At 63.7% G+C, this 18,485-nt stretch carries 13 protein-coding genes; 6 read left to right on the forward strand and 7 right to left on the reverse strand.

All coding sequences use genetic code 11. The features are described 5' to 3' along the window. Positions 1-43: 43 nt before the first annotated feature. Together glgB and BUB39_RS05025 are read right to left on the reverse strand one after the other, a co-directional pair. Positions 44-2,239: a 1,4-alpha-glucan branching protein GlgB gene (gene glgB / locus BUB39_RS05020; RefSeq protein ID WP_073051868.1), complete on the reverse strand. Its 2,196-nt coding sequence runs from the start codon at positions 2,237-2,239 to the stop codon at positions 44-46. 21 nt (positions 2,240-2,260) lie between these two features. Beyond that, entirely contained in the window at positions 2,261-4,738 is a 2,478-nt protein-coding gene (locus tag BUB39_RS05025; RefSeq protein ID WP_073052781.1) for a glycogen/starch/alpha-glucan phosphorylase, read from the reverse strand. Between the two features lie 155 nt (positions 4,739-4,893). Here BUB39_RS05025 and glgA point away from each other — a divergent pair, with 155 nt between their 5' ends. Both glgA and glgX read left to right on the forward strand, forming a co-directional pair. After that, complete coding sequence (glgA, locus tag BUB39_RS05030) at positions 4,894-6,546, forward strand: glycogen synthase GlgA (protein ID WP_084526891.1); 1,653 nt, start codon at positions 4,894-4,896, stop codon at positions 6,544-6,546. After that, on the forward strand, positions 6,543-8,621 hold the full coding sequence (gene glgX, locus BUB39_RS05035; RefSeq protein WP_073051870.1) for a glycogen debranching protein GlgX: 2,079 nt from the start codon (positions 6,543-6,545) through the stop codon (positions 8,619-8,621). Before glgA ends, glgX begins: the two co-directional genes overlap by 4 nt. Positions 8,622-8,669: 48 nt before the next feature. On the opposite strand, the gene BUB39_RS05040 is transcribed toward glgX, so the two are convergent. Together BUB39_RS05040 and BUB39_RS05045 are read right to left on the reverse strand one after the other, a co-directional pair. Continuing rightward, positions 8,670-10,166, reverse strand: coding sequence for an EAL domain-containing protein (locus BUB39_RS05040; protein WP_073051871.1), 1,497 nt, complete (start codon positions 10,164-10,166; stop codon positions 8,670-8,672). Positions 10,167-10,551: 385 nt separating this feature from the next. Next, positions 10,552-11,331: an IclR family transcriptional regulator gene (locus BUB39_RS05045; protein WP_073051872.1), complete on the reverse strand. Its 780-nt coding sequence runs from the start codon at positions 11,329-11,331 to the stop codon at positions 10,552-10,554. A 265-nt stretch (positions 11,332-11,596) separates the two neighbouring features. Here BUB39_RS05045 and BUB39_RS05050 point away from each other — a divergent pair, with 265 nt between their 5' ends. Continuing rightward, positions 11,597-12,331: an SDR family oxidoreductase gene (locus BUB39_RS05050; protein ID WP_073051873.1), complete on the forward strand. Its 735-nt coding sequence runs from the start codon at positions 11,597-11,599 to the stop codon at positions 12,329-12,331. Positions 12,332-12,391: 60 nt separating this feature from the next. Here BUB39_RS05050 and BUB39_RS05055 read toward each other — a convergent pair whose 3' ends face one another. Both BUB39_RS05055 and BUB39_RS05060 read right to left on the reverse strand, forming a co-directional pair. Continuing rightward, positions 12,392-13,090 (reverse strand): DUF899 domain-containing protein, encoded by a 699-nt coding sequence (locus tag BUB39_RS05055; protein WP_073051874.1) that lies wholly within the window; start codon positions 13,088-13,090, stop codon positions 12,392-12,394. Positions 13,091-13,111: 21 nt separating this feature from the next. Next, positions 13,112-13,363 carry a hypothetical protein gene (locus BUB39_RS05060; RefSeq protein ID WP_073051875.1) on the reverse strand — a complete coding sequence of 84 codons (252 nt, stop codon included), beginning with the start codon at positions 13,361-13,363 and terminating at the stop codon, positions 13,112-13,114. A gap of 105 nt (positions 13,364-13,468) precedes the next feature. Here BUB39_RS05060 and BUB39_RS05065 point away from each other — a divergent pair, with 105 nt between their 5' ends. From BUB39_RS05065 to BUB39_RS05075, 3 genes are all read left to right on the forward strand, one after another. Beyond that, positions 13,469-14,692, forward strand: a complete 1,224-nt coding sequence (locus BUB39_RS05065) for a helix-turn-helix domain-containing protein (protein WP_073051876.1) — start codon at positions 13,469-13,471, stop codon at positions 14,690-14,692. Between the two features lie 55 nt (positions 14,693-14,747). Then, positions 14,748-15,386 carry a Vgb family protein gene (locus BUB39_RS05070; RefSeq protein WP_073052782.1) on the forward strand — a complete coding sequence of 213 codons (639 nt, stop codon included), beginning with the start codon at positions 14,748-14,750 and terminating at the stop codon, positions 15,384-15,386. A 64-nt stretch (positions 15,387-15,450) separates the two neighbouring features. Further along, the gene (locus BUB39_RS05075; RefSeq protein WP_073051877.1) at positions 15,451-15,846 is read left to right on the forward strand and encodes a PRC-barrel domain-containing protein; all 396 of its coding nucleotides are present in this window, start codon (positions 15,451-15,453) and stop codon (positions 15,844-15,846) included. A gap of 60 nt (positions 15,847-15,906) precedes the next feature. Here BUB39_RS05075 and BUB39_RS05080 read toward each other — a convergent pair whose 3' ends face one another. Further along, positions 15,907-18,360, reverse strand: a complete 2,454-nt coding sequence (locus tag BUB39_RS05080) for a beta-mannosidase (RefSeq protein ID WP_073052783.1) — start codon at positions 18,358-18,360, stop codon at positions 15,907-15,909. Between the last annotated feature and the right edge of the window lie 125 nt (positions 18,361-18,485).

An 18,485-nucleotide genomic window follows, 5' to 3' on the forward strand; every position in this document is an offset into this window, starting at 1 on the left:
CCCCGCTGAACTGTTCAGTCTTCTTGCCCGCCCGAAGGCTGGCTCAGTTGCCGTCGAACTCGAAATAGACCGCCGAGAGGGGCGGCAGGATGATGTCAGCCGAAGCCGGCAGCCCATGCGAAGGCAGGGCGGCCGCATGGACCGCGCCGAGATTGCCGATGCCCGAACCGCCGAAATGCGACGCGTCCGTATTGAGGATCTCCCGCCACCGTCCAGCCTCAGGCAGGCCGATCCGGTAGCCGTAGCGGACGACCGGCGTGAAGTTGCAGGCGACGGCAACCGGCGGATCGCCGGGTGCGCCGAAGCGAATGAAGACGAAGACGGACTGGTCCTTGTCGTCGGCGACCACCCAGCGGAAACCCTCGCCCTCGCAATCCCGTGCATGAAGAGCGGGATGTTCGCGATAGACGCGATTGAGATCGCGGACCAGATCGCGGACGCCGGCATGGAGCGGCGCGCCGAGCAGGTGCCAATCGAGCTCGTTTTCGAAGTTCCATTCGCGGCGCTGCGCGAATTCCTGCCCCATGAACAAGAGCTTCTTGCCGGGGTGGCCCCACATGAAGCCGTAGAATGCCCGCAGATTGGCGAATTTCTGCCAGTCATCGCCCGACATGCGCGTCAGCATCGAGCCCTTGCCATGCACGACCTCGTCATGGCTGAGCGGCAGCACGAAATTCTCGGAGAAGGCGTAGAGCAGGCCGAAGGTCAGCTTGTCATGATGGAAGCGGCGATGGACCGGATCGAGCGCCATGTAATCCAGCGTGTCGTGCATCCAGCCCATGTTCCACTTGAAGCCAAAGCCGAGGCCGCCGGCGTGGACGGGCTGTGAAACGCCCGGCCACGAGGTCGATTCCTCCGCGATGGTCATGGTGCCGGGATGCTGGCCGTAGACGAGCTGGTTGACGCTCTCGAGGAAAGCGACCGCGTCATTGTTCTGGTTCGAACCGTCCGGATTGGGCAGCCACTCGCCCTCTTTGCGCGAATAATCAAGATAGAGCATCGAGGCGACTGCATCGACGCGCAGACCGTCGACATGGAAGCGATCGAGCCAGTAGAGCGCGCTGGCGGCGAGGAAATTGGAAACTTCGCGGCGGCCGAAATCATAGATCGCCGTGTTCCAGTCGGGATGGAAGCCACGGCGGGGATCGGCATATTCATAAAGCGGCCGGCCGTCGAAATGCGCGAGGCCATGCTGGTCGGTTGGGAAATGCGCAGGCACCCAGTCGAGGATGATGCCAAGGCCCGCCTGGTGCGCCCGGTTCACAAGGCGCGCGAAGCCGGCTGGATCGCCATGTCGTGCGGTCGGCGAAAACAGTCCGATCGGCTGATAGCCCCAGGAGGCATCGAGCGGATGCTCGGTGATTGGCAGCAGCTCGACATGCGTGAAACCCATGTCGACGGCATAGGGGATGAGACGGTCGGCAATCTCGTCCCATGTCATGAAGCGCCAGCCATCGGCCTTCTGCCAGGAGGCGAGATGCACCTCATAGATCGACATCGGCTTGCGGCGCTGCTCGTCGCTGCCGCGTGCCGCGAGGAACTCCGCGTCATCCCATTCAAAGGCGTCGGTCTTGGCGACCACCGAAGCGGTCGAGGGGCGCAGTTCGCTGCCGAAACCGACAGGATCGGCTTTCAACGGCAGGACGACGCCGTCCGGCCCGACGATCTCATATTTGTAGATGACGCCTTCGCCGAGCTCGGGCGCGAAGATTTCCCAGATGCCGCTATCGACGCGCTTGCGCATCTGATGACGGCGGCCGTCCCAATCGTTGAAGTCGCCGACGACCGAGACCCGCTGTGCCTCAGGGGCCCAGACGGCAAAATGCACGCCGGGAATGCCGCCATGCGTCATCACATGGGCGCCGAGCTTCTCGTAAAGCTCGCGATGCGTGCCCTCGACGAGAAGGTAGTCGTCGAGTGGTCCGAGCACCGGACCGAAGGCATAGGGATCGACCAGCGTCCAGTCGCCGCCGCTGTTCGCGGCACGGAGCCGGTAAAGAAATCGCTGGCTGCGTGCGGGGATCACCCCCTCGAAGAAATCGGTTCCTGGCCGACGCTCCAACGGAGCGATCGGCTGGCCGTCGAGATCAAGAACCTCGACGGCTTCCGCATGCGGCACGAAGGCGCGAATGACCATTCCGGCCCGCGTTTCGTGCAGCCCGAGCAGGGAGAACGGATCCCCGTTGCGCGCCGCGATCAGATTTCCGACATCAGTTTCACTAGCACGCCAACCGGCCATTGCGTCTCCCCGACGCGAACCTCATCCGGCAGGGCGTACGGGCACGTTCCAGATATCCTTGGCATATTCCGCAATCGTGCGGTCCGAGGAGAACCAGGCCACCCGAGCCGTGTTCGTGAGGCTCGCTTTCCACCATGCTGCTCTGTCTAGCCACAACGCGTCAACGTCTCGTTGCGCTGCATAGTAAGAATCGAAATCTGCGGTGACGAGGAAATAGTCGTGATGGCGCAGCGCTGTGGTCAGCGCTGCGAAGCGGCCCGGCTCGCCAGGGGAGAAGATTCCGGTCTCGATCGCCTCAAGAACCGCGGCGAGTTCGCGGGAGGCGGCGATCGCCGCGCCCGCATCGATGCCCTGACGCCGCCGCTCGGCAACCTCCTCGGTCGTGAGGCCGAAAATGAAGATGTTGTCGTCGCCGACATGTTCCTTGATCTCGACATTCGCGCCGTCGAGCGTGCCGATGGTGAGCGCGCCATTGAGGGCCAGCTTCATGTTGCCGGTGCCGGAGGCTTCCATGCCGGCGGTGGATATCTGCTCGGAAAGGTCAGCAGCCGGGATGATCATCTCGGCGAGGCTGACATTGTAGTTGGGCAGGAACACAACCTTGAGCAGGTCGCGCACGGTCGGATCGCTGTTGACCACCTGCGCCACGTCGTTGGCCAGCTTGATGATCAGTTTGGCCTGATGGTAGCTGGCCGCCGCCTTGCCGGCGAAGATCTTGACGCGCGGCACCCACTCCTTGTGCGGCTGGGCACGCATCGCCTGATAGAGGGCGATCGTCTCCAGGATGTTGAGCAGCTGGCGCTTGTATTCATGGATGCGCTTGATCTGCACGTCGAACAGCGCGTTCGGATTGACGCGGATGTCGAGCCGGTCGCGGATCAGCCGGGCCAGCGCGATCTTGTTGGCGCGGCGGACGCTGCCAAACGCATCGTGCAGGCCGGTATCGCCGGCATGCGGCACGAGCTTGGCGAGACCGGTCGGGTCGTCGAGGATGCCGTCGCCGCAATTGTCGACGAGGATGCGCGTCAGGCCGGGATTGGCGCCCTGCAGCCACCGGCGGAAGGTGATGCCGTTGGTCTTGTTGTTGATCCGACCCGGATAGACGCGGTCGAGGTCGCGGAAGATCGTCTTCTGGACGAGATCCGAATGCAGCGCCGAGACGCCGTTGATGGAGTGTGAGCCGATGAAGGCAAGATGCCCCATGCGGACCTTGCGCCCATTGGCCTCGTCGATCAACGACACCGACGACAGGAACGCGTCATCCGCGCCCTCGACATGCTTCGCCTTCTCGAGATGGATGGCGTTGATCAGGTAGATGATCTGCATCTGGCGCGGCAGCAGACGCTCCAGAAGCGGCACCGGCCAGGTCTCCAGCGCCTCGGGCAGCAGCGTGTGATTGGTGTAGCCGAGCGTGCGGCAGGTGATGTCCCACGCCTCGTCCCACGGGATGTCGCGCACATCGACGAGGATGCGCATCAATTCGGCGACGCTGATCGCCGGATGCGTGTCGTTGAGCTGGATCGCGACCTTGTCGGCGAGCGAGCGAATGTCGCCATAGGTGCGCATATGGCGATAGATCAGGTCCTGCAACGAGGCGGAAACGAAGAAATATTCCTGCCGAAGGCGCAGCTCGTGACCGGCCGGCGTCTCGTCGCTCGGATAGAGGATCTTCGAGATCGCTTCCGCGCGAACCTGCTCGACCAGCGCGCCGATATGATCGCCTGAATTGAAGGCATCGAGCCGCAGCGGATCGACGGCGCGCGCCGACCAGAGCCGCAGCGTGTTGACATGACGGCCACGCCAGCCGGCGATCGGCGTGTCATAGGCGACCGCCTCGATCGTTTCGGAGGGATGCCAGACATAGCGCGGATAGCCGCTTGGCTGCATGATCGCCTCGACCGTGCCACCGAACTGGATGTCGTAGATCACCTCCGGCCGCTCGAACTGCCAGGGATTGCCGAAAGAGAGCCAGTTTTCCGGATACTCCTGCTGCCAGCCGCCTTTCACCACCTGCCGGAACAGGCCGTGATCATAGCGAATGCCGTAGCCATAGGCGGGGATGGAGAGCGAGGCCATCGAATCGAGGAAGCAGGCCGCAAGGCGCCCGAGGCCGCCATTGCCGAGCGCGGCGTCCGGCTCGACCGTCTTCAGCTTCTCGAGATCGACGCCGAGATCGCCCAGCGCCGCGCGATAGACATCGGTGAGGCCGAGATTATTCATCGTATCGAACAGCAGCCGGCCGATGAGAAATTCGAGCGAAAGGTAGTACACGCGCTTGGCGCCGGTCGCATAGGTCGCCTTGGAGGAGGCGATCCACGGATCGACCATGCGATCGCGCACTGCGAGCGCCGTCGCGAGGAACCAGTCGCGATCGCTCGCCGTCACCGCGTTCTTGCCGACCGCATAGGTCAGCTTCGCAGTGATCGCAGCGCGCGCCGCAGCGACCTCATCCCCAGCTCCGCCAGCAGGCGCGACCGGGGCCGGGCTCTCTGAACTCATGACGGCGTCCACCATGATGTCTCCCATCCCACATCGTCAGGCGCATTTGCGGCTCACCCGCCTGCTCCCCCGATGCCGTTTAGATCCTGTGTCAAACCCATGCAACAAAAGTGCCGATCGTCGCGGCATTAACGTCGCATGGCGCGAAATTGGGCATGGCCTCCCGCAACCAAACGGGGCGCCCCATCGTTAAACGAGCGGCTGCGGGACCAGGTCCTTGCCTTCGAGCGTGCTCCGGAGGCCCTGCAAATGCAGCGAAATTCGCTTCTATCGCAGGGCAAAGGGCCGTTCGAGCCATGAAAATACTGTTCGTCACCAGCGAATTCGGCGATTTCGCCAAGGCCGGCGGGCTTGCCGACGTTTCCGCTGCGCTGCCGCGCGCGCTGAAGCGCCGTGGCGTCGATGTCCGCATTTTGATGCCGGCCTACCAGAATGTGCTCGACAAGATCACCCAGTTGAAGGTCGTGGCGTCCCTGCCCGGTCACGCCGCGATCGAGCCCTGCCTCATCGGCGAGACGGAAACGGCCGACGGCATAACCGTCTATCTCATCCTTGCTCCGTCGCTCTTCCAGCGCCCGGGAACGCCCTACACGACGCCCGAGGGTTATGACTGGGGCGACAATGATGTCCGATTCGCCCGTCTCGGACTGGCGGCTGCCGAAGTCGGCAAGGGGATTGCGAGCATCGGATGGACGCCTGACCTCGTCCACTGTCACGACTGGCCATCGGCGCTTGCGCCGGCTTATCTCGCATGGTCGGGTGCGAACGTGCCGTCGGTGTTCACCATCCACAATCTGGCTCATCAGGGTCTCTTTGGCGCAGATCGGCTCGACGCACTCGGAATTCCGCATGATGCGTTCCGCACGGACGGTGTCGAATTCCACGGCTACATCTCATTCATGAAGGCTGGCCTTGTCTACGCCAATCATGTGACGACGGTGAGTAACACCTATGCAGCCGAAATCACCACGGATCATCTCGGTTCGGGACTGCATGGCGTGACGCGCGGGCTTGCGGCCGAGGGTCGCCTTTCCGGCATCGTCAATGGGTTGGAGCCGGAGTGGGATCCTGCGACCGACCGGCACCTGCCACGGATGTTCGATGCCGCCAGCCTGGAAGGAAAGTCGATCAACACCGATTTCATCCGCACCTCGCTTTGCCTCAATCCCTCTGACGGACCGCTTTTCGGCGTCGTGTCGCGGCTGGTGCATCAGAAGGGCCTCGACCTCATCGCGGACATTGCGGGCAATATCGTCGAGCGCGGCGGCCAGATCGCGATCCTCGGCACAGGGGATCCCGGCGTCGAACGGATGCTGCTCGACGTCTCTCGCCGCTACCGCGGGTCGATCGGCCTCGTCGCTGGCTTCAGCGACACCATGGCGCACCGTCTCGTCGCGGCCAGCGACTTCTTCCTGATGCCCTCGCGCTTCGAGCCATGCGGTCTGACGCAGATGCAGGCGCAGCGCTATGGCGCGCTGCCCGTTGCCCATGCAACCGGGGGACTTGCGGACACGATCGAGAACGACGAGACGGGCTTCCTCTTCACCGACTTCTCGGTCGGCGGATTCCTCGAGGCGACCAGCCGGGCGTTCGATACCTATCATGCGCCCGAGCGCCTGGCGGCCATGCGTCGCCGTGCCATGGCCAAGAGCTTTGGCTGGGACGAGCCTGCCAAAGCGTATGAAGCCCTGTTTTCCCGCGTCGCCGGCGTTCCGGCCAGCAAGCCTCCCGATCGCGGCTTTTCGGGAGTAACTCGCCTGCCACAATTGATCAGCGCTGACATGGACCGGAAAGCCGCCGCCCGATGAATAAACTCACGACTGGATCGCCTTTTACCCTTGGCGCCACGCCAGACGACAAGGGCACGAATTTTGCGCTCTTCTCCGATCATGCCGAGGGCGTGACGCTGTGCCTGTTCTCCAAGGACGGTAAGAAGGAGACGGACCGCATCGACCTGTGGGAATGCACCAACGGCGTCTGGCATGGTCACGTCGAAGGGGTGAAGGAAGGCCAGCTTTACGGCTACCGCGTGCGGGGTCCTTTCGATCCGGCCAATGGCCATCGCTTCAACGATGCCAAGCTGCTGCTTGATCCCTATGCCCGCGAACTGGTCGGCGATCTCGTCTGGGATGACGCTCTTTACGGCTATCCGGTCGGCGGTGGCGACGACGCGGATCTCAACAAGGACGAACGCGACAGCGCGGCTTTCATGCCGAAGGCGCGGGTAATCTCGCCTAAGATCCTCACCAAGTCGAAGCGGCCGATGATCCCCTGGCCGCAGACCGTCATCTATGAGAGCCATGTTCGCGGCTGGACGATGCGTCATCCCATGCTGCCGGATGACATCCGCGGCACCTTTGCCTCGATCGGCCATCCCAAGGCGATCGAGCATCTGCACAAGATCGGTGTCTCGACCATCGAGTTGATGCCTGTTCACGCCTTTGTGCAGGATCGACACCTGCAGGAGCGCGGCCTGCGCAATTTCTGGGGCTACAACACGATCGGCTTCTTCGCCCCGGAGATGAACTATGTCGATGGCGGCGGCCTGGCGGAAATCGCCGAGGCGGTGGATCGGTTGCATGCGGCGGGCATCGAGGTGATCCTCGACGTCGTCTACAATCATACCGCCGAGGGCAATCACCTCGGTCCGACGCTCTCCTTCAAGGGCATCGACAACTTCTCCTATTACCGGCTGATGCCGGACGATAAGCGCTACTATGACGACCTGACGGGCACCGGCAACGCGATCGACACCAATCATCCGCGCGTCCTGCAGATGGTGCTCGACAGCCTTCGCCTCTGGGCAACGGTTTATGGCGTCGATGGCTTCCGCTTCGATCTCGCGCTGACGCTTGGCCGCGAACCGACCGGCTTCAATCCGCGTCACGCGTTCTTCAATGCCATCCTCCAGGACCCGGTACTCGGCCGCCTGAAGCTGATCGCCGAGCCCTGGGACGTCGGCCCCGGCGGTTATCAGCTCGGCAACTTCCCGGCCGGCTTCTCCGAATGGAATGGCGACTACCGGGACGTGGTGCGCGAATTCTGGATGGGCGCCGAAGGCCTGCTACCGAGCTTTGCGACGCGCTTCGCCGCCTCCAGCGACCTTTTCAACGAAGGCCGTCGGCGGCCTTGGTCGAGCGTCAATTTCGTCACTGCCCATGACGGCTTCACGCTTGAGGATCTCGTCTCCTACAACGACAAGCACAATGAGGCGAATGGCGAGGACAACCGCGACGGCCACAGCGACAACCGCAGCTGGAACTGCGGCGTCGAGGGGCCGACAGACGATCCCGAGATCATCGAGCTGCGCAAGCGGCAGAAGCGCAATCTGATCGCGACTCTGATGCTATCGCAGGGTGTGCCGATGATGCTGGCCGGCGATGAGATGGGCAACTCGCAGGGTGGCAACAACAACGCCTATGCGCAGGACAACGAGATCGGCTGGGTGGACTGGGGCAATACTGACACCGAGCTCGCCGACTTTACCGCCAAGGTCATCGCGCTCCGAAGGAGCCGAAGCGCCTTCTCGCGGGCCGAATTCCTGACCGGCGCTCGCACGGCTCTTGGCCAGCGCGACGTTGCCTGGTTCAGCACCAGCGGCGCCCGCATGTCGGACGAGGAGTGGAACGACCCCTTCGTCAAATGCATCACGGTCCGGCTGGCGCCAATGCGCGCCGACGAGCCAGTCATGATCGTGATGATGAATGCCTCGCATGTCGATGTCGACTTCACCGTTCCCGGCAAGGAAGGTGGAGGCTGGACCGTCGTTCTCGACACCGCGGGCGAGCTTGAAGGCGAGAAGACCGACGCCGGCAAGACGCTGAAAGTGGTGGCGCGATCGATGCTGGTGCTCGAAGGCGTGGCGGATAAGCCGGCCGATTGATCCTGGCGCGACAGGTGATCGTCGCCGTTTGGCGGCGGTCGCCTCTCCTCACACGGATGGAGACGTCGGCAGATCGCCGATGGGCACGGGACGGCCGAACAGCCAGCCCTGCCCCATAGCGCCCGGCGCGATGGCGCCGAGCGCCGTCGCTTGCTCTTCGGTCTCGATGCCCTCGAACACCACCGAAAGATTGAGCGTCGACATCATGTGCAGAATTTCGTCGAGAACCAGCGAACCCACGAGGCTGGTCCCGACCGAATTGCTGAACAGCTTGTCGAGCTTGATGGTGTCGATCGGCAGCGTCGCGAGATAGGCAAGACTCGAATATCCTGCCCCGAAATCGTCAAGGAAGATGCGGAAGCCGGCGGCACGCAGACGGCCTACCGCATCGCCGATCAGCTTGACGTCGCCGGTTTCCCGCTCGGTGATCTCCAGAACAATACGCGATCGTTCGACACCATAGGCGTCGCAATAGAGCTTCAACACCGTCAGGAGTTCCTCGGAGAGCAGCGACTGGACCGCAATGTTGATGCTGACATAAAGGTCCGGGCGCTCGGACAGCAGTCCCGACATGTCGCAGAGGGCCCGGTCGATGACGAACTCCGTCAAAGCCGGCAGCAGCCCAGTCCGTTCCGCCAGCGGGATGAAAACATCCGGACTGACATGATCGCCATTGGGCAACGGCCAGCGGGCGAGGGTCTCGAAGCCGACGACAACGCGATCGTCGAGGCGCACCAGCGGCTGATAGTGGACCGTGATCTGGTTCCGGTCGATTGCGCGCTTCAGGCGACGGTAGAGCGTCCGTCGCGAGGTGAGCCACGTACCGATGAAACCTTGGGCGATCCTGCCGAGAAGCGCGCCGCCGCAGAGGAGCGCGAGCTTTTCCCCAAGCGAAAGCCTTGAAAAGCCCATCTGTGCAGGCTCGCTGACCACGACGCAGAGATCGAATCCATCTCTGCACTGGTGAATGTTCTGTTCGAACCATCGATCCACGACCGGGGTATAGGCGGCACCCGTCAACTGATCCGAATGCTTGGAACTCGCATAGGCCGTTGCTAGCCGGGGCGGCACCACTGCGGCAACTGCGTCGCCGAGGGATCTGAACAGATCGTCGGCGGCAGTTGGACGAGTAAAGATGACAACATCATTGGCTTCGGCCGCCGATACGACGAGCCTCCAGTCGCCGCGCAAGGGAACACGCAGCCACACTTTGGTGCCCCTCGATGTGATCCTGTCGGCAGGACCAAGAATCCCGCCGTTTGGCACGATGCCATCGCTGTCGCAGAGAATGCGGTTGTCCTTTGTGCGGCCGATTTCGACGATAAACGCCGACCGCTCGACGAGCAGGCGCAGCGCCTTCAAATCTTCCGGCGAGCACGGCTCCGTCTTCAAGCGCGGCACCGTGCGCAAACTGGAACGGACCTCGGTCGCGACCGCAACCGAGCGACGCAGAATGAGTTCGGCCTGGAACGCAAGTTCGCTGTGCCGCCGCTGCCAATGGATAACTTCGAAGGTAGCTATGACGGCGATGACGCCGATAGACATCGCAAGGACGGTCCAGCAAGCTCTTCGCAACGCGGGATTCAAGTGATCGCCATCCCCAGTCTCGGCCTTCCATGTTCCGGCGCTGTCGCCCGGCTTCGCTCAAGGCATGGATGCGAGCATCGGCTCCAATCGGAGCCGCGAGCCTTCCAATGCTGCTGTCGAATCGAAGAACCCACTACAACCTCAGGCAGACTAGGCGATCGAGGTTGGATGTCAGCGCGCTCAAATTGCGCAAGATCAAATCACATCCGATCATCATGAACACATGACAAACACGGACGTACAAACACCTTCCGTTTACGTCAGGCCCTGCCGATACTCCGTTGGCCACGAAGATCGGGCCCGCATCGTTGCGGCGGACGAGGGAGGGCGCGGCGGGCGCTCGTTATTCGTCGATACCCTTGCCGAGCACGATGGATAGCTCTCGCGTCGCCTCGAGCAGCGTGGCGAGCGCCGCCTCCCGGTCCGGCACATCCTCCCGGTCGACGCGCGGCAGGAACGGACAGGTGAGCGCGGCGATGGCGGTGTCCCCGGGACCGAGGATGGGTGCCGAGAGATTGAAGACCGCTTCAGATTGAAAGCTCGGCATCGTCTCGAACCCCTGGGCGCGAATAGCGGCCAGACGGGAATCGAGCCCTGCCGGACGGCTCTTGTCCTCTGCGAGGTCTTCCCGCTCCGCCTCCATCAGCGCGCGTTCCTGGGGCGTCGCAAACGCCAGCAGGACGTGGCCGGAACCAGTATTGTAGAGGCTGACGCGCGCGCCGACACGGATCGAATAGCTCCAATAAGACGGCGCATCCATCTGCGCCACGACGATCACACGGCCGCGGTCATAGACCGTCAGATGGCAGGCCTGCTCGGCCCGCTTGGAGAATGTCCGCATGACCGGAAGCGCCTGGCTCACCAGCCGCCGCACCGGCGCATGCTGATGGGCAAGCGCGAAGAGCCGCAGCGTCAGTTCATAGCGATCGCCAAGGATGCGGGCGACATAGCCCCGCCGGACCAGGCGGTCGAGCATGCGATAGATTTCGTTGGGCGAGCGGCCGAGCGCCTTGGCGATCTCGGCCTGGGTCATGCTCTCGTCGGTGGCCGCCAGCAGCTCCAGAATATCGAGCCCCTTGTCCAGCGCAGGCGCACGATAGCGATCATGGGCGTCATCGAGCATGAACCGTCAATCCCGGCATGGGTCGAGCCTGAGCCAATGCTCGCCGCCGGCCACATGACAGGCTAAACATTGACTTGCATCGGTTGCTTTCGCTTATATACGAATACACCATTCACGGGTGGATATTTTGATCGTCATGTCGGATCGTGGGCCTGCCGGAACGACGAGCGGCAGTGAGCGGGGCCTCATCGCTTTCCGCCGCGTCGCAATCAGTCGGCAACCGGCGGCGGGCGGTCCTTACCCCTACATCTGAGAGGAAACATCGATGAGCGACAAGCTCGCAGGCAAGGTCGTGCTGGTGACGGCAGCGGCACAGGGCATCGGCCGCGCCATCGCCGAAAGTGCGGCCGATGCCGGCGCTACCGTGTGGGCGACTGACATCAACGAAGCGAAAGTTGCCGAGCTCTCGCACCGGACGAATGTCACCACCCGCGTTCTCAACGTCCTGAAAAGCGTCGATGTCGATGCGCTGGTTGCCGAGATCGGTACCGTCGATGTCCTCTTCAACGCCGCGGGCATCGTTCATGCCGGCACGATCGAACAGGCGACGGAAGCCGATCTCGATCTCGCCTACGACCTCAATGTCAAGTCGATGTGGCGCACGATCAAGGCCGTGCTGCCGGGCATGCTGGCTCAGAACGAGGGATCGATCGTCAACATCTGCTCGGTCGCCGGCTCGATCAAGGGCGTGCCCAATCGCTTCGCCTATGGCGTCACCAAGGCCGCGACGGTCGGGCTCACCAAGTCGGTCGCTGCCGATTACGTGGCGCGCGGCATCCGCTGCAACGGAATCTGCCCGGGGACGGTCGAGAGCCCGTCGCTGCAGGATCGGCTGCGCGCGCAGGGCGACTACGAGGCGGCCCGCGCCGCCTTCATCGCGCGGCAGCCGATCGGCCGCATTGGCACGCCGCAGGAGATCGCGGACCTTGCCATCTATCTCGCCACGGCGACCTATACGACCGGCCAGATGCACATCATCGACGGCGGCTGGGTCAACTAAGGACGTCTCGATACCCGTCATGGCCGCATCTAGTGCGGCCATGATATGGGCACTTCCCCGTCAGTACTGATCGCGTCGCCTGACCCAGGCCTGCGGGAAGTCCAGGCCCTCCTCGTTCCGGCCCTTCGGGACAAGGTCGAGATAGTGATAGGCGCCGTTGACCATCTCCACGCCGCGACCGTAGCAGGAATAGGTGTGATAGATCGCGCCTTGCTCGTCCCTGGCGAACACGCTGATGCCGACGATGTCCGAGGCGCCGACCTTGCGGACGGCATAGTTATAGTAGCCGCGGCCTGCGGCGAGTTCCTCCGGCGTCATCGCGGCCTGATAGTCGAGGTTGAAGTCGCTGCCATCGGCCTGCACCCAGGGGAAGGTCCAGCCGAAGCGGTTCTTGTAAGCCTCGATCCGCTCCAGCGGCGCCCGCGAGACGGCCGTGAAGGCGACGTCCCGATGCGCGAGATGAACAGGAATATGATCGAAATTGTCGGCCCAGAACGAGCAGGACTTGCAGCCCTCCTGCCAGTCAGGGCCGAACATGAAGTGATAGACGATGAGCTGCGAATGGCCGTCGAAAAGGTCCGCGAGCGTCATCGAGCCGGATGGGCCGATGAAGCGATAGTCCTTCTCGACTGGCTCCCATGGCATCGCCATGCGGCGCCGGGTCAGCGCCTCGCGCTGATGGGTGAACGCCTTCTCGGCGTCGAGCAACTCAAGCCGCGCCTTCAGCCAGTCGTCATGCGACACGACATCGTTCAACATATCTCTTCTCCTTGAGTGATTTCAGGGCCGGCCGATGCGCCGGAGCCAGGGGCCGGCGTGGACGAGGCTCATCAGGGCGTACATGAGCGCCATGCCACCCGGCAGCGCGCTGCCCGGCATGCCGCCGCAAAGCACCGCGCCGCCATTGTCGACGAGGCTTGCAACCGCCATCGCGGCGAACAGCGGTGTCGCGGCAAGCGCTATCCCGTCCGCGATCCGGCCGCTCCACGAAGCGGTGCCGGACAGGGATGTCTTGAAAGCATCGCTGGTCATTTGCCGCCATCCATCTCATGCTGCCGGTACGGCCCCTGTGGACCGCGAGCCGATCCTCGCCGCAATCGGAGCGAGGGCGGGAGTGACAATCCTGGCGCGATCGAAATGGACTCGCTGATCACCGCCGCTGCGCTGGCGCTGGCCCGCGGCGATCCGCTTGCCGCTCTGAAGCGCGTCGCGCTCCGCGACGATGCGCCGGCACTGGCGCTCCGTGGTATCGCGATGGCGCAGCTTGGCGACTTTCCGCGAGCGCGGACCCTGCTACAGCGCGCTCGCCGCGCCTTCGGAGCACGCGAGGTCGTCGCCCGCGCCCGTTGCACGGTCGCCGAAGCCGAAATCGCGCTCGTTTGCCGCGATCTCACCTGGCCGATCAAGCCGCTCGACGATGCCCGCGCGGTATTGGAGGCGCGCGGCGATCACGCAAATGCCGCCTATGCGCGCGTGCTGGCGGCACGGCGCATGATCCTGACCGGGCGGCTCGGCGAGGCCACCAGGCTGCTCGAAGACCGCGATAAAGGCAGCGCTCTGCCCCCAGCTGCCGAAGCCGCCGAGGCGCTGGCGCGCGCGGGCCTCGCCATCCGCCGCATCGATATCAGGGGCGCGCGGGTCGCTTTGAATGCTGCCGATGCCGCGGCGCGGCAGGCGGGCATTCCGGCGCTGATGGCCGAAGTCGATGCCGTGGGCGCTCTGCTCGGTGCGCCGGTGGCGCGGCTTGTCAAAGGGACCGGCGGCCCCCTGGTTTCGCTTCCCGAGGTGGAGGCGTTGCTCGAGGCGCCGGCCTTGATCGTCGATGCCTGTCGCCATGCTGCAAGATCGGGCTCATCTCATGTCCGCCTCGATACGCGGCCGGTGCTGTTCGCACTGCTGTTTGGCCTCGCCAAGGCATGGCCCGGCGATATTGGCCGCGCCACACTGATCCGCGACGCGTTCCGGGGCCGCGAAGCCGACGAGTCGCATCGCGCGCGGCTAAGGGTCGAGATCGGGCGGCTGCGCGAGTTGCTGGCGCCGCTCGCGGACATCACGGCGACGGTGACGGGCTACCGGCTGATTCCAGCAGCGGACAAGCCGGTCGTGGTTCTGGCGCCGCCCTTCGACGCGCCGCATGCATCGGTGCTGGCGCTGCTTTCCGACGGCGAGGCCTGGTCGAGTACCTCGCTTTCCATCGCGCTCGGGTCCAGCACGCGCACCGTGCAGCGCGCGCTCGACGCCTTGGTCAAAGCCGGCAAGATCCAGAGCGTCGGGCGCGGCCCGGCGCGCCGCTGGATGGCGCCGCCGGTTCCCGGTTTCCCGACAAGCTTGTTACTCTCTGGGCCAACGCCCGGTCACTAATGTGGCGACCGAGATGCTGCCACGGGGCGGCACCAACGGCGAAGGAGCGATCATCATGAAGCGGGCCAAGGCGGAGATCCTGCGCGAATACGGGCCGTTCGACGGCGCACCCAGCATCGGCGGCGTCACTTATGATGGTGAGCGCGTGTGGCTGGCAGCCGGCGAGCGGATCGCGGCACTCGATCCCGAAAGCGGAACGCTCGTGGGTAGCATCAACATCGCGGCCCATGCCGGCACAGCCTTCGACGGTCGGCACCTCTTCCAGATCGCCGGCGACGTCATCCAGAAGATCGATCCGGTCAGCGGCGAACTGCTCGCGACGATCCCGGCTCCCGGTCAGGGCCGCGACAGCGGCCTCGCCTATGCTGAGGGCGCTCTGTTCGTTGGCCAATTCCGCGACCGCTGCATCCACGAGATCGATCCGGAGACAGGCGAGATACGCCGGACCATCCGCTCGGACCGCTTCGTGACCGGCGTCAGCTTCGTCGACAGCGAATTCTGGCATGCGACATGGGAAAACGACGAAAGTGAGCTGCGCCGCATCGATCCACAGGACGGCACGGTGCTTCAAGCGCTGGAGATGCCGGCCGGCCTCGGCATATCCGGCCTTGAATCGGATGGAGCGGACCGCTTCTTCTGCGGCGGCGGCGACAGCGGCAAGGTTCGGGTGATCAGACGCCCGAAACACGATTGAATATCGGAACGATCGACCGCCCTTCACGTTGACTCGCCATCTGAAGCATCGATGGAGAATTAAGATGACCTTGGTCAACGACACCGGCTTCACCACCAGTACCCATTCGATCAACCCCCTGATTTCCGCAGAGAAGGTTGATGGAACGGCCGTGTATAATGGCGCCGGCGAACGCCTTGGCGACGTGCATGACGTGATGATCGACAAGCAGTCGGGCCGCGTTGCTTATGCCATCTTGTCTTTTGGCGGCTTTCTCGGCATCGGCGAAAAGTATCACCCGCTGCCGTGGAACGCGCTGAAATATGACACCGAGCTTGGCGGCTATGTCGTCAACCTCACGCGCGACCAGCTTGAAGGCGGCCCGGTGTTCGACGACACCGACGAGCCGACCTGGGGCGATCGCGACTACGAGAAGCGCGTTCACGACTATTACGGCATTTCGCCCTACTGGACGATCTGACGCTTCCGACGATTGATGCAGAGAGCCGCGGCGCAAGCCGCGGCTTTTTGCTGTTCGGAGCTATCGATAGGTCGCGCCGAGATGATGGACTGCGATATCGGCGGCAGACGGCATCGCTACGCCGGTTTCAGGCTTGAAGGTGATCGTGCGCGGTTCGCCGGGGAGCACCAGGAAGCTGGTGTCGTCGAAATGTCCCGGGAAGGCTGGCGCCTCGGCGCGCACATAAAAGGCCGGCGCGTCGGATTCCAGCTTGAACCGTCCCTCCTCGACCTGACTCAACGACACCTTGGCCGCCGGCATATCGAAGCGCTTCGGAACATTGGGAAACATCATGATCTGCAATGCGGGGTCGGCGACGCCGTCAACGAGCGCGTCGATGAAGTAGAACCGATCGTCGGCCGCCGGCGCTTCCATCGCGAAGACGTCCACCGCGCGATCCGGTGGAAGACGGGCCTCGGCCATCCGCTCGGCCAGCAGCGCACCGCCGAGATCCAACGTGCGGATGCGCACGTTGAGCCGGACCTCGGCATGCCGATCATTGATGGCTCTCAGCGTCAGCGCTCCGGCCTCGATGCGAGCAGCGAGCGCCACTGGGGCGAAGAAGCGCTTGGCGTGGTAGTGCAGCGTCTTCCAGGCCAGCGTGTGATCGATCGACGACCATGACACCGCCGGCCAGACATCGTTGAGTTGCCAGTAGAGTGCGCCCATCGAGTGCGGCTTCAGGCTGCGCCAGTAGCGCACCGCCGTCTCGATCGCCAAAGCCTGCTGCAGCTGCGACAGGAAGACGAACTGCTCGAAGCCCGAGGGCACGCGGAAGTAGCGCGCCATGGTGTCGATGATGCGCGAATTGCCGGCGCCGTCGCGCTGATGAAACTCCATCACCGGTGCCGTGGCGTTCCAGTCATTCGGCTTGGCGAAGGAGCGAATTCCGGTCATCGACGGGAAGGACTGGAAGCCGAACTCGGAGCAGAAGCGCGGCTTCACGGTGTAGTAGTGCTCGAAATTCTTGTTCGAGTGCCAGACATCCCAGAAATGCATGTCGCCCGAGCCATCGTCATGCCAGGCGTCGCCGTAGTCGAGATCGCCATTGCAGGGCGAGGACGGCCAGAAACGGCGATCGGGATCGGTTTCGACGACAGCGCGGTCGATGATGCGGTTGAGGCGATCGTAATTGACCAGATAGCGGTCGCGATTGTTCCGTGAGAGTTCGTACCAGGTCAGCGATCCGACAACTTCATTGTCGCCGCACCAGAGCGCGATCGACGGCCGGCTCGACAGCCGCTTGATCTGGTAGCGCAACTCACCGTCGACCTGCTCGAGAAACTCCGGTGTCGAGGGATATTGCGAGCAGGAGAACATCATGTCCTGCCAGACCAGGAGGCCGAGTTCGTCGCAGAGATCATAGAAAGCGTCGAACTCGTAGAAGCCGCCGCCCCAGACGCGGATCATGTTCATATTGGCCTCGACCGCGGCCGACAGCAGCGCGCGGATCCGGCCCGGCGTGATGCGCGACGGCAGAGCGTCGGCCGGAATCCAGTTCGCGCCCTTGGCAAAGATATCGACGCCATTGACGCGGAAGATCATCGAGGCACCCGCCTCGTCCTTCGCGGTCACCACTTCCAGCGTGCGGAAGCCGACCTTGCGGGCGACGCTGTCGTCCGGGATCGAGACGACCGCTTCATAGAGCGGCTGCGCGCCGTGACCGGCCGGCCACCAGAGGGAAGGCTTGCCGACATCGAGCTCCAGGAAGACGCGCGTCGTGCCGGCCGCAACCGCAATCTCGGACGTTGCCGCCTTGCCACCAAGCGTAAATTCGACCGGGACGCTCGTAGGCGCCGGCGCCACGAGTTCGATCTCCGCGATGGCTTTGACCGAGCCGTCGACGGCATGACGCTGCCGGATCTGGACGCTTTCGATGCGCGCTGCTTCATAGAGATGCAGGACGGGATCGGCATAGATGCCCGTCACCATCAGGCACGGTCCCCAGTCCCAGCCGCCGTGGCACTGGGCCTTGCGGATCATGTTGAGGTCCGGGACCTTGTTGTTGGAGACGCTCCACGGGATCGGGAAGGGTTGTCGGGCAGCCCGCGCCGTCGCCTCGGCGCCGGCCGGAGAGAAGCGAATGCGCAGCTTATTTGAGCCTTCGACGAGCGCTTTGGTGACGTCGATGCGGTGGCGGATGAAGCTTGATTCGAGGCGCGCGACGACGTCGCCGTTCAGCATCACCTCGGCAAAGGTGTCGACGAATTCGAGTTCGAGCACTGCCCAGCGCCCGGCTGCGGCACCGCGCGGGATGTCGAACGTTCGGCTGATTTCCCAGGCCGCTTCGCCGACCCACTGCACGAGCGCTTCGTTGCGGCCGACCATCGGATCGGGAATACGGCCGAGCGCAAGGAGGGCCGAATGCACGTCGCCGGGAATGGCGCAGTCGCCGAGGACCGTTCCCTCGGCATCGGCCAGTGTCCAGGCGCCGGCGAGCGGGAGATGCGTATCGGCAGGCAGGGAGGCGTTCATCTTCAGCGAAATCCTGGTGGCTGGCAGCGCGATCGGCGAGATGCGAACACGCTCCTGAATAGGCGCCAAACATGCCTCGGCAAAGCCCAGCCTGTCATGAAATGGTTTTGTGATCCGGCATATTT

Origin of the sequence: Kaistia soli DSM 19436 (assembly GCF_900129325.1) — a bacterium.
GTDB lineage: Bacteria > Pseudomonadota > Alphaproteobacteria > Rhizobiales > Kaistiaceae > Kaistia > Kaistia soli.

Coding starts and splice junctions, on each gene's coding strand:
- glgB (WP_073051868.1), bottom strand. CDS start 2,239: ATGGCCGGTTGGCGTGCTAGTGAAACTGATGTCGGAAATCTGATCGCG.
- BUB39_RS05025 (WP_073052781.1), bottom strand. CDS start 4,738: ATGAGTTCAGAGAGCCCGGCCCCGGTCGCGCCTGCTGGCGGAGCTGGG.
- glgA (WP_084526891.1), top strand. CDS start 4,894: ATGGCCTCCCGCAACCAAACGGGGCGCCCCATCGTTAAACGAGCGGCT.
- glgX (WP_073051870.1), top strand. CDS start 6,543: ATGAATAAACTCACGACTGGATCGCCTTTTACCCTTGGCGCCACGCCA.
- BUB39_RS05040 (WP_073051871.1), bottom strand. CDS start 10,166: ATGTCTATCGGCGTCATCGCCGTCATAGCTACCTTCGAAGTTATCCAT.
- BUB39_RS05045 (WP_073051872.1), bottom strand. CDS start 11,331: ATGCTCGATGACGCCCATGATCGCTATCGTGCGCCTGCGCTGGACAAG.
- BUB39_RS05050 (WP_073051873.1), top strand. CDS start 11,597: ATGAGCGACAAGCTCGCAGGCAAGGTCGTGCTGGTGACGGCAGCGGCA.
- BUB39_RS05055 (WP_073051874.1), bottom strand. CDS start 13,090: ATGTTGAACGATGTCGTGTCGCATGACGACTGGCTGAAGGCGCGGCTT.
- BUB39_RS05060 (WP_073051875.1), bottom strand. CDS start 13,363: ATGACCAGCGATGCTTTCAAGACATCCCTGTCCGGCACCGCTTCGTGG.
- BUB39_RS05065 (WP_073051876.1), top strand. CDS start 13,469: ATGGACTCGCTGATCACCGCCGCTGCGCTGGCGCTGGCCCGCGGCGAT.
- BUB39_RS05070 (WP_073052782.1), top strand. CDS start 14,748: ATGAAGCGGGCCAAGGCGGAGATCCTGCGCGAATACGGGCCGTTCGAC.
- BUB39_RS05075 (WP_073051877.1), top strand. CDS start 15,451: ATGACCTTGGTCAACGACACCGGCTTCACCACCAGTACCCATTCGATC.
- BUB39_RS05080 (WP_073052783.1), bottom strand. CDS start 18,360: ATGAACGCCTCCCTGCCTGCCGATACGCATCTCCCGCTCGCCGGCGCC.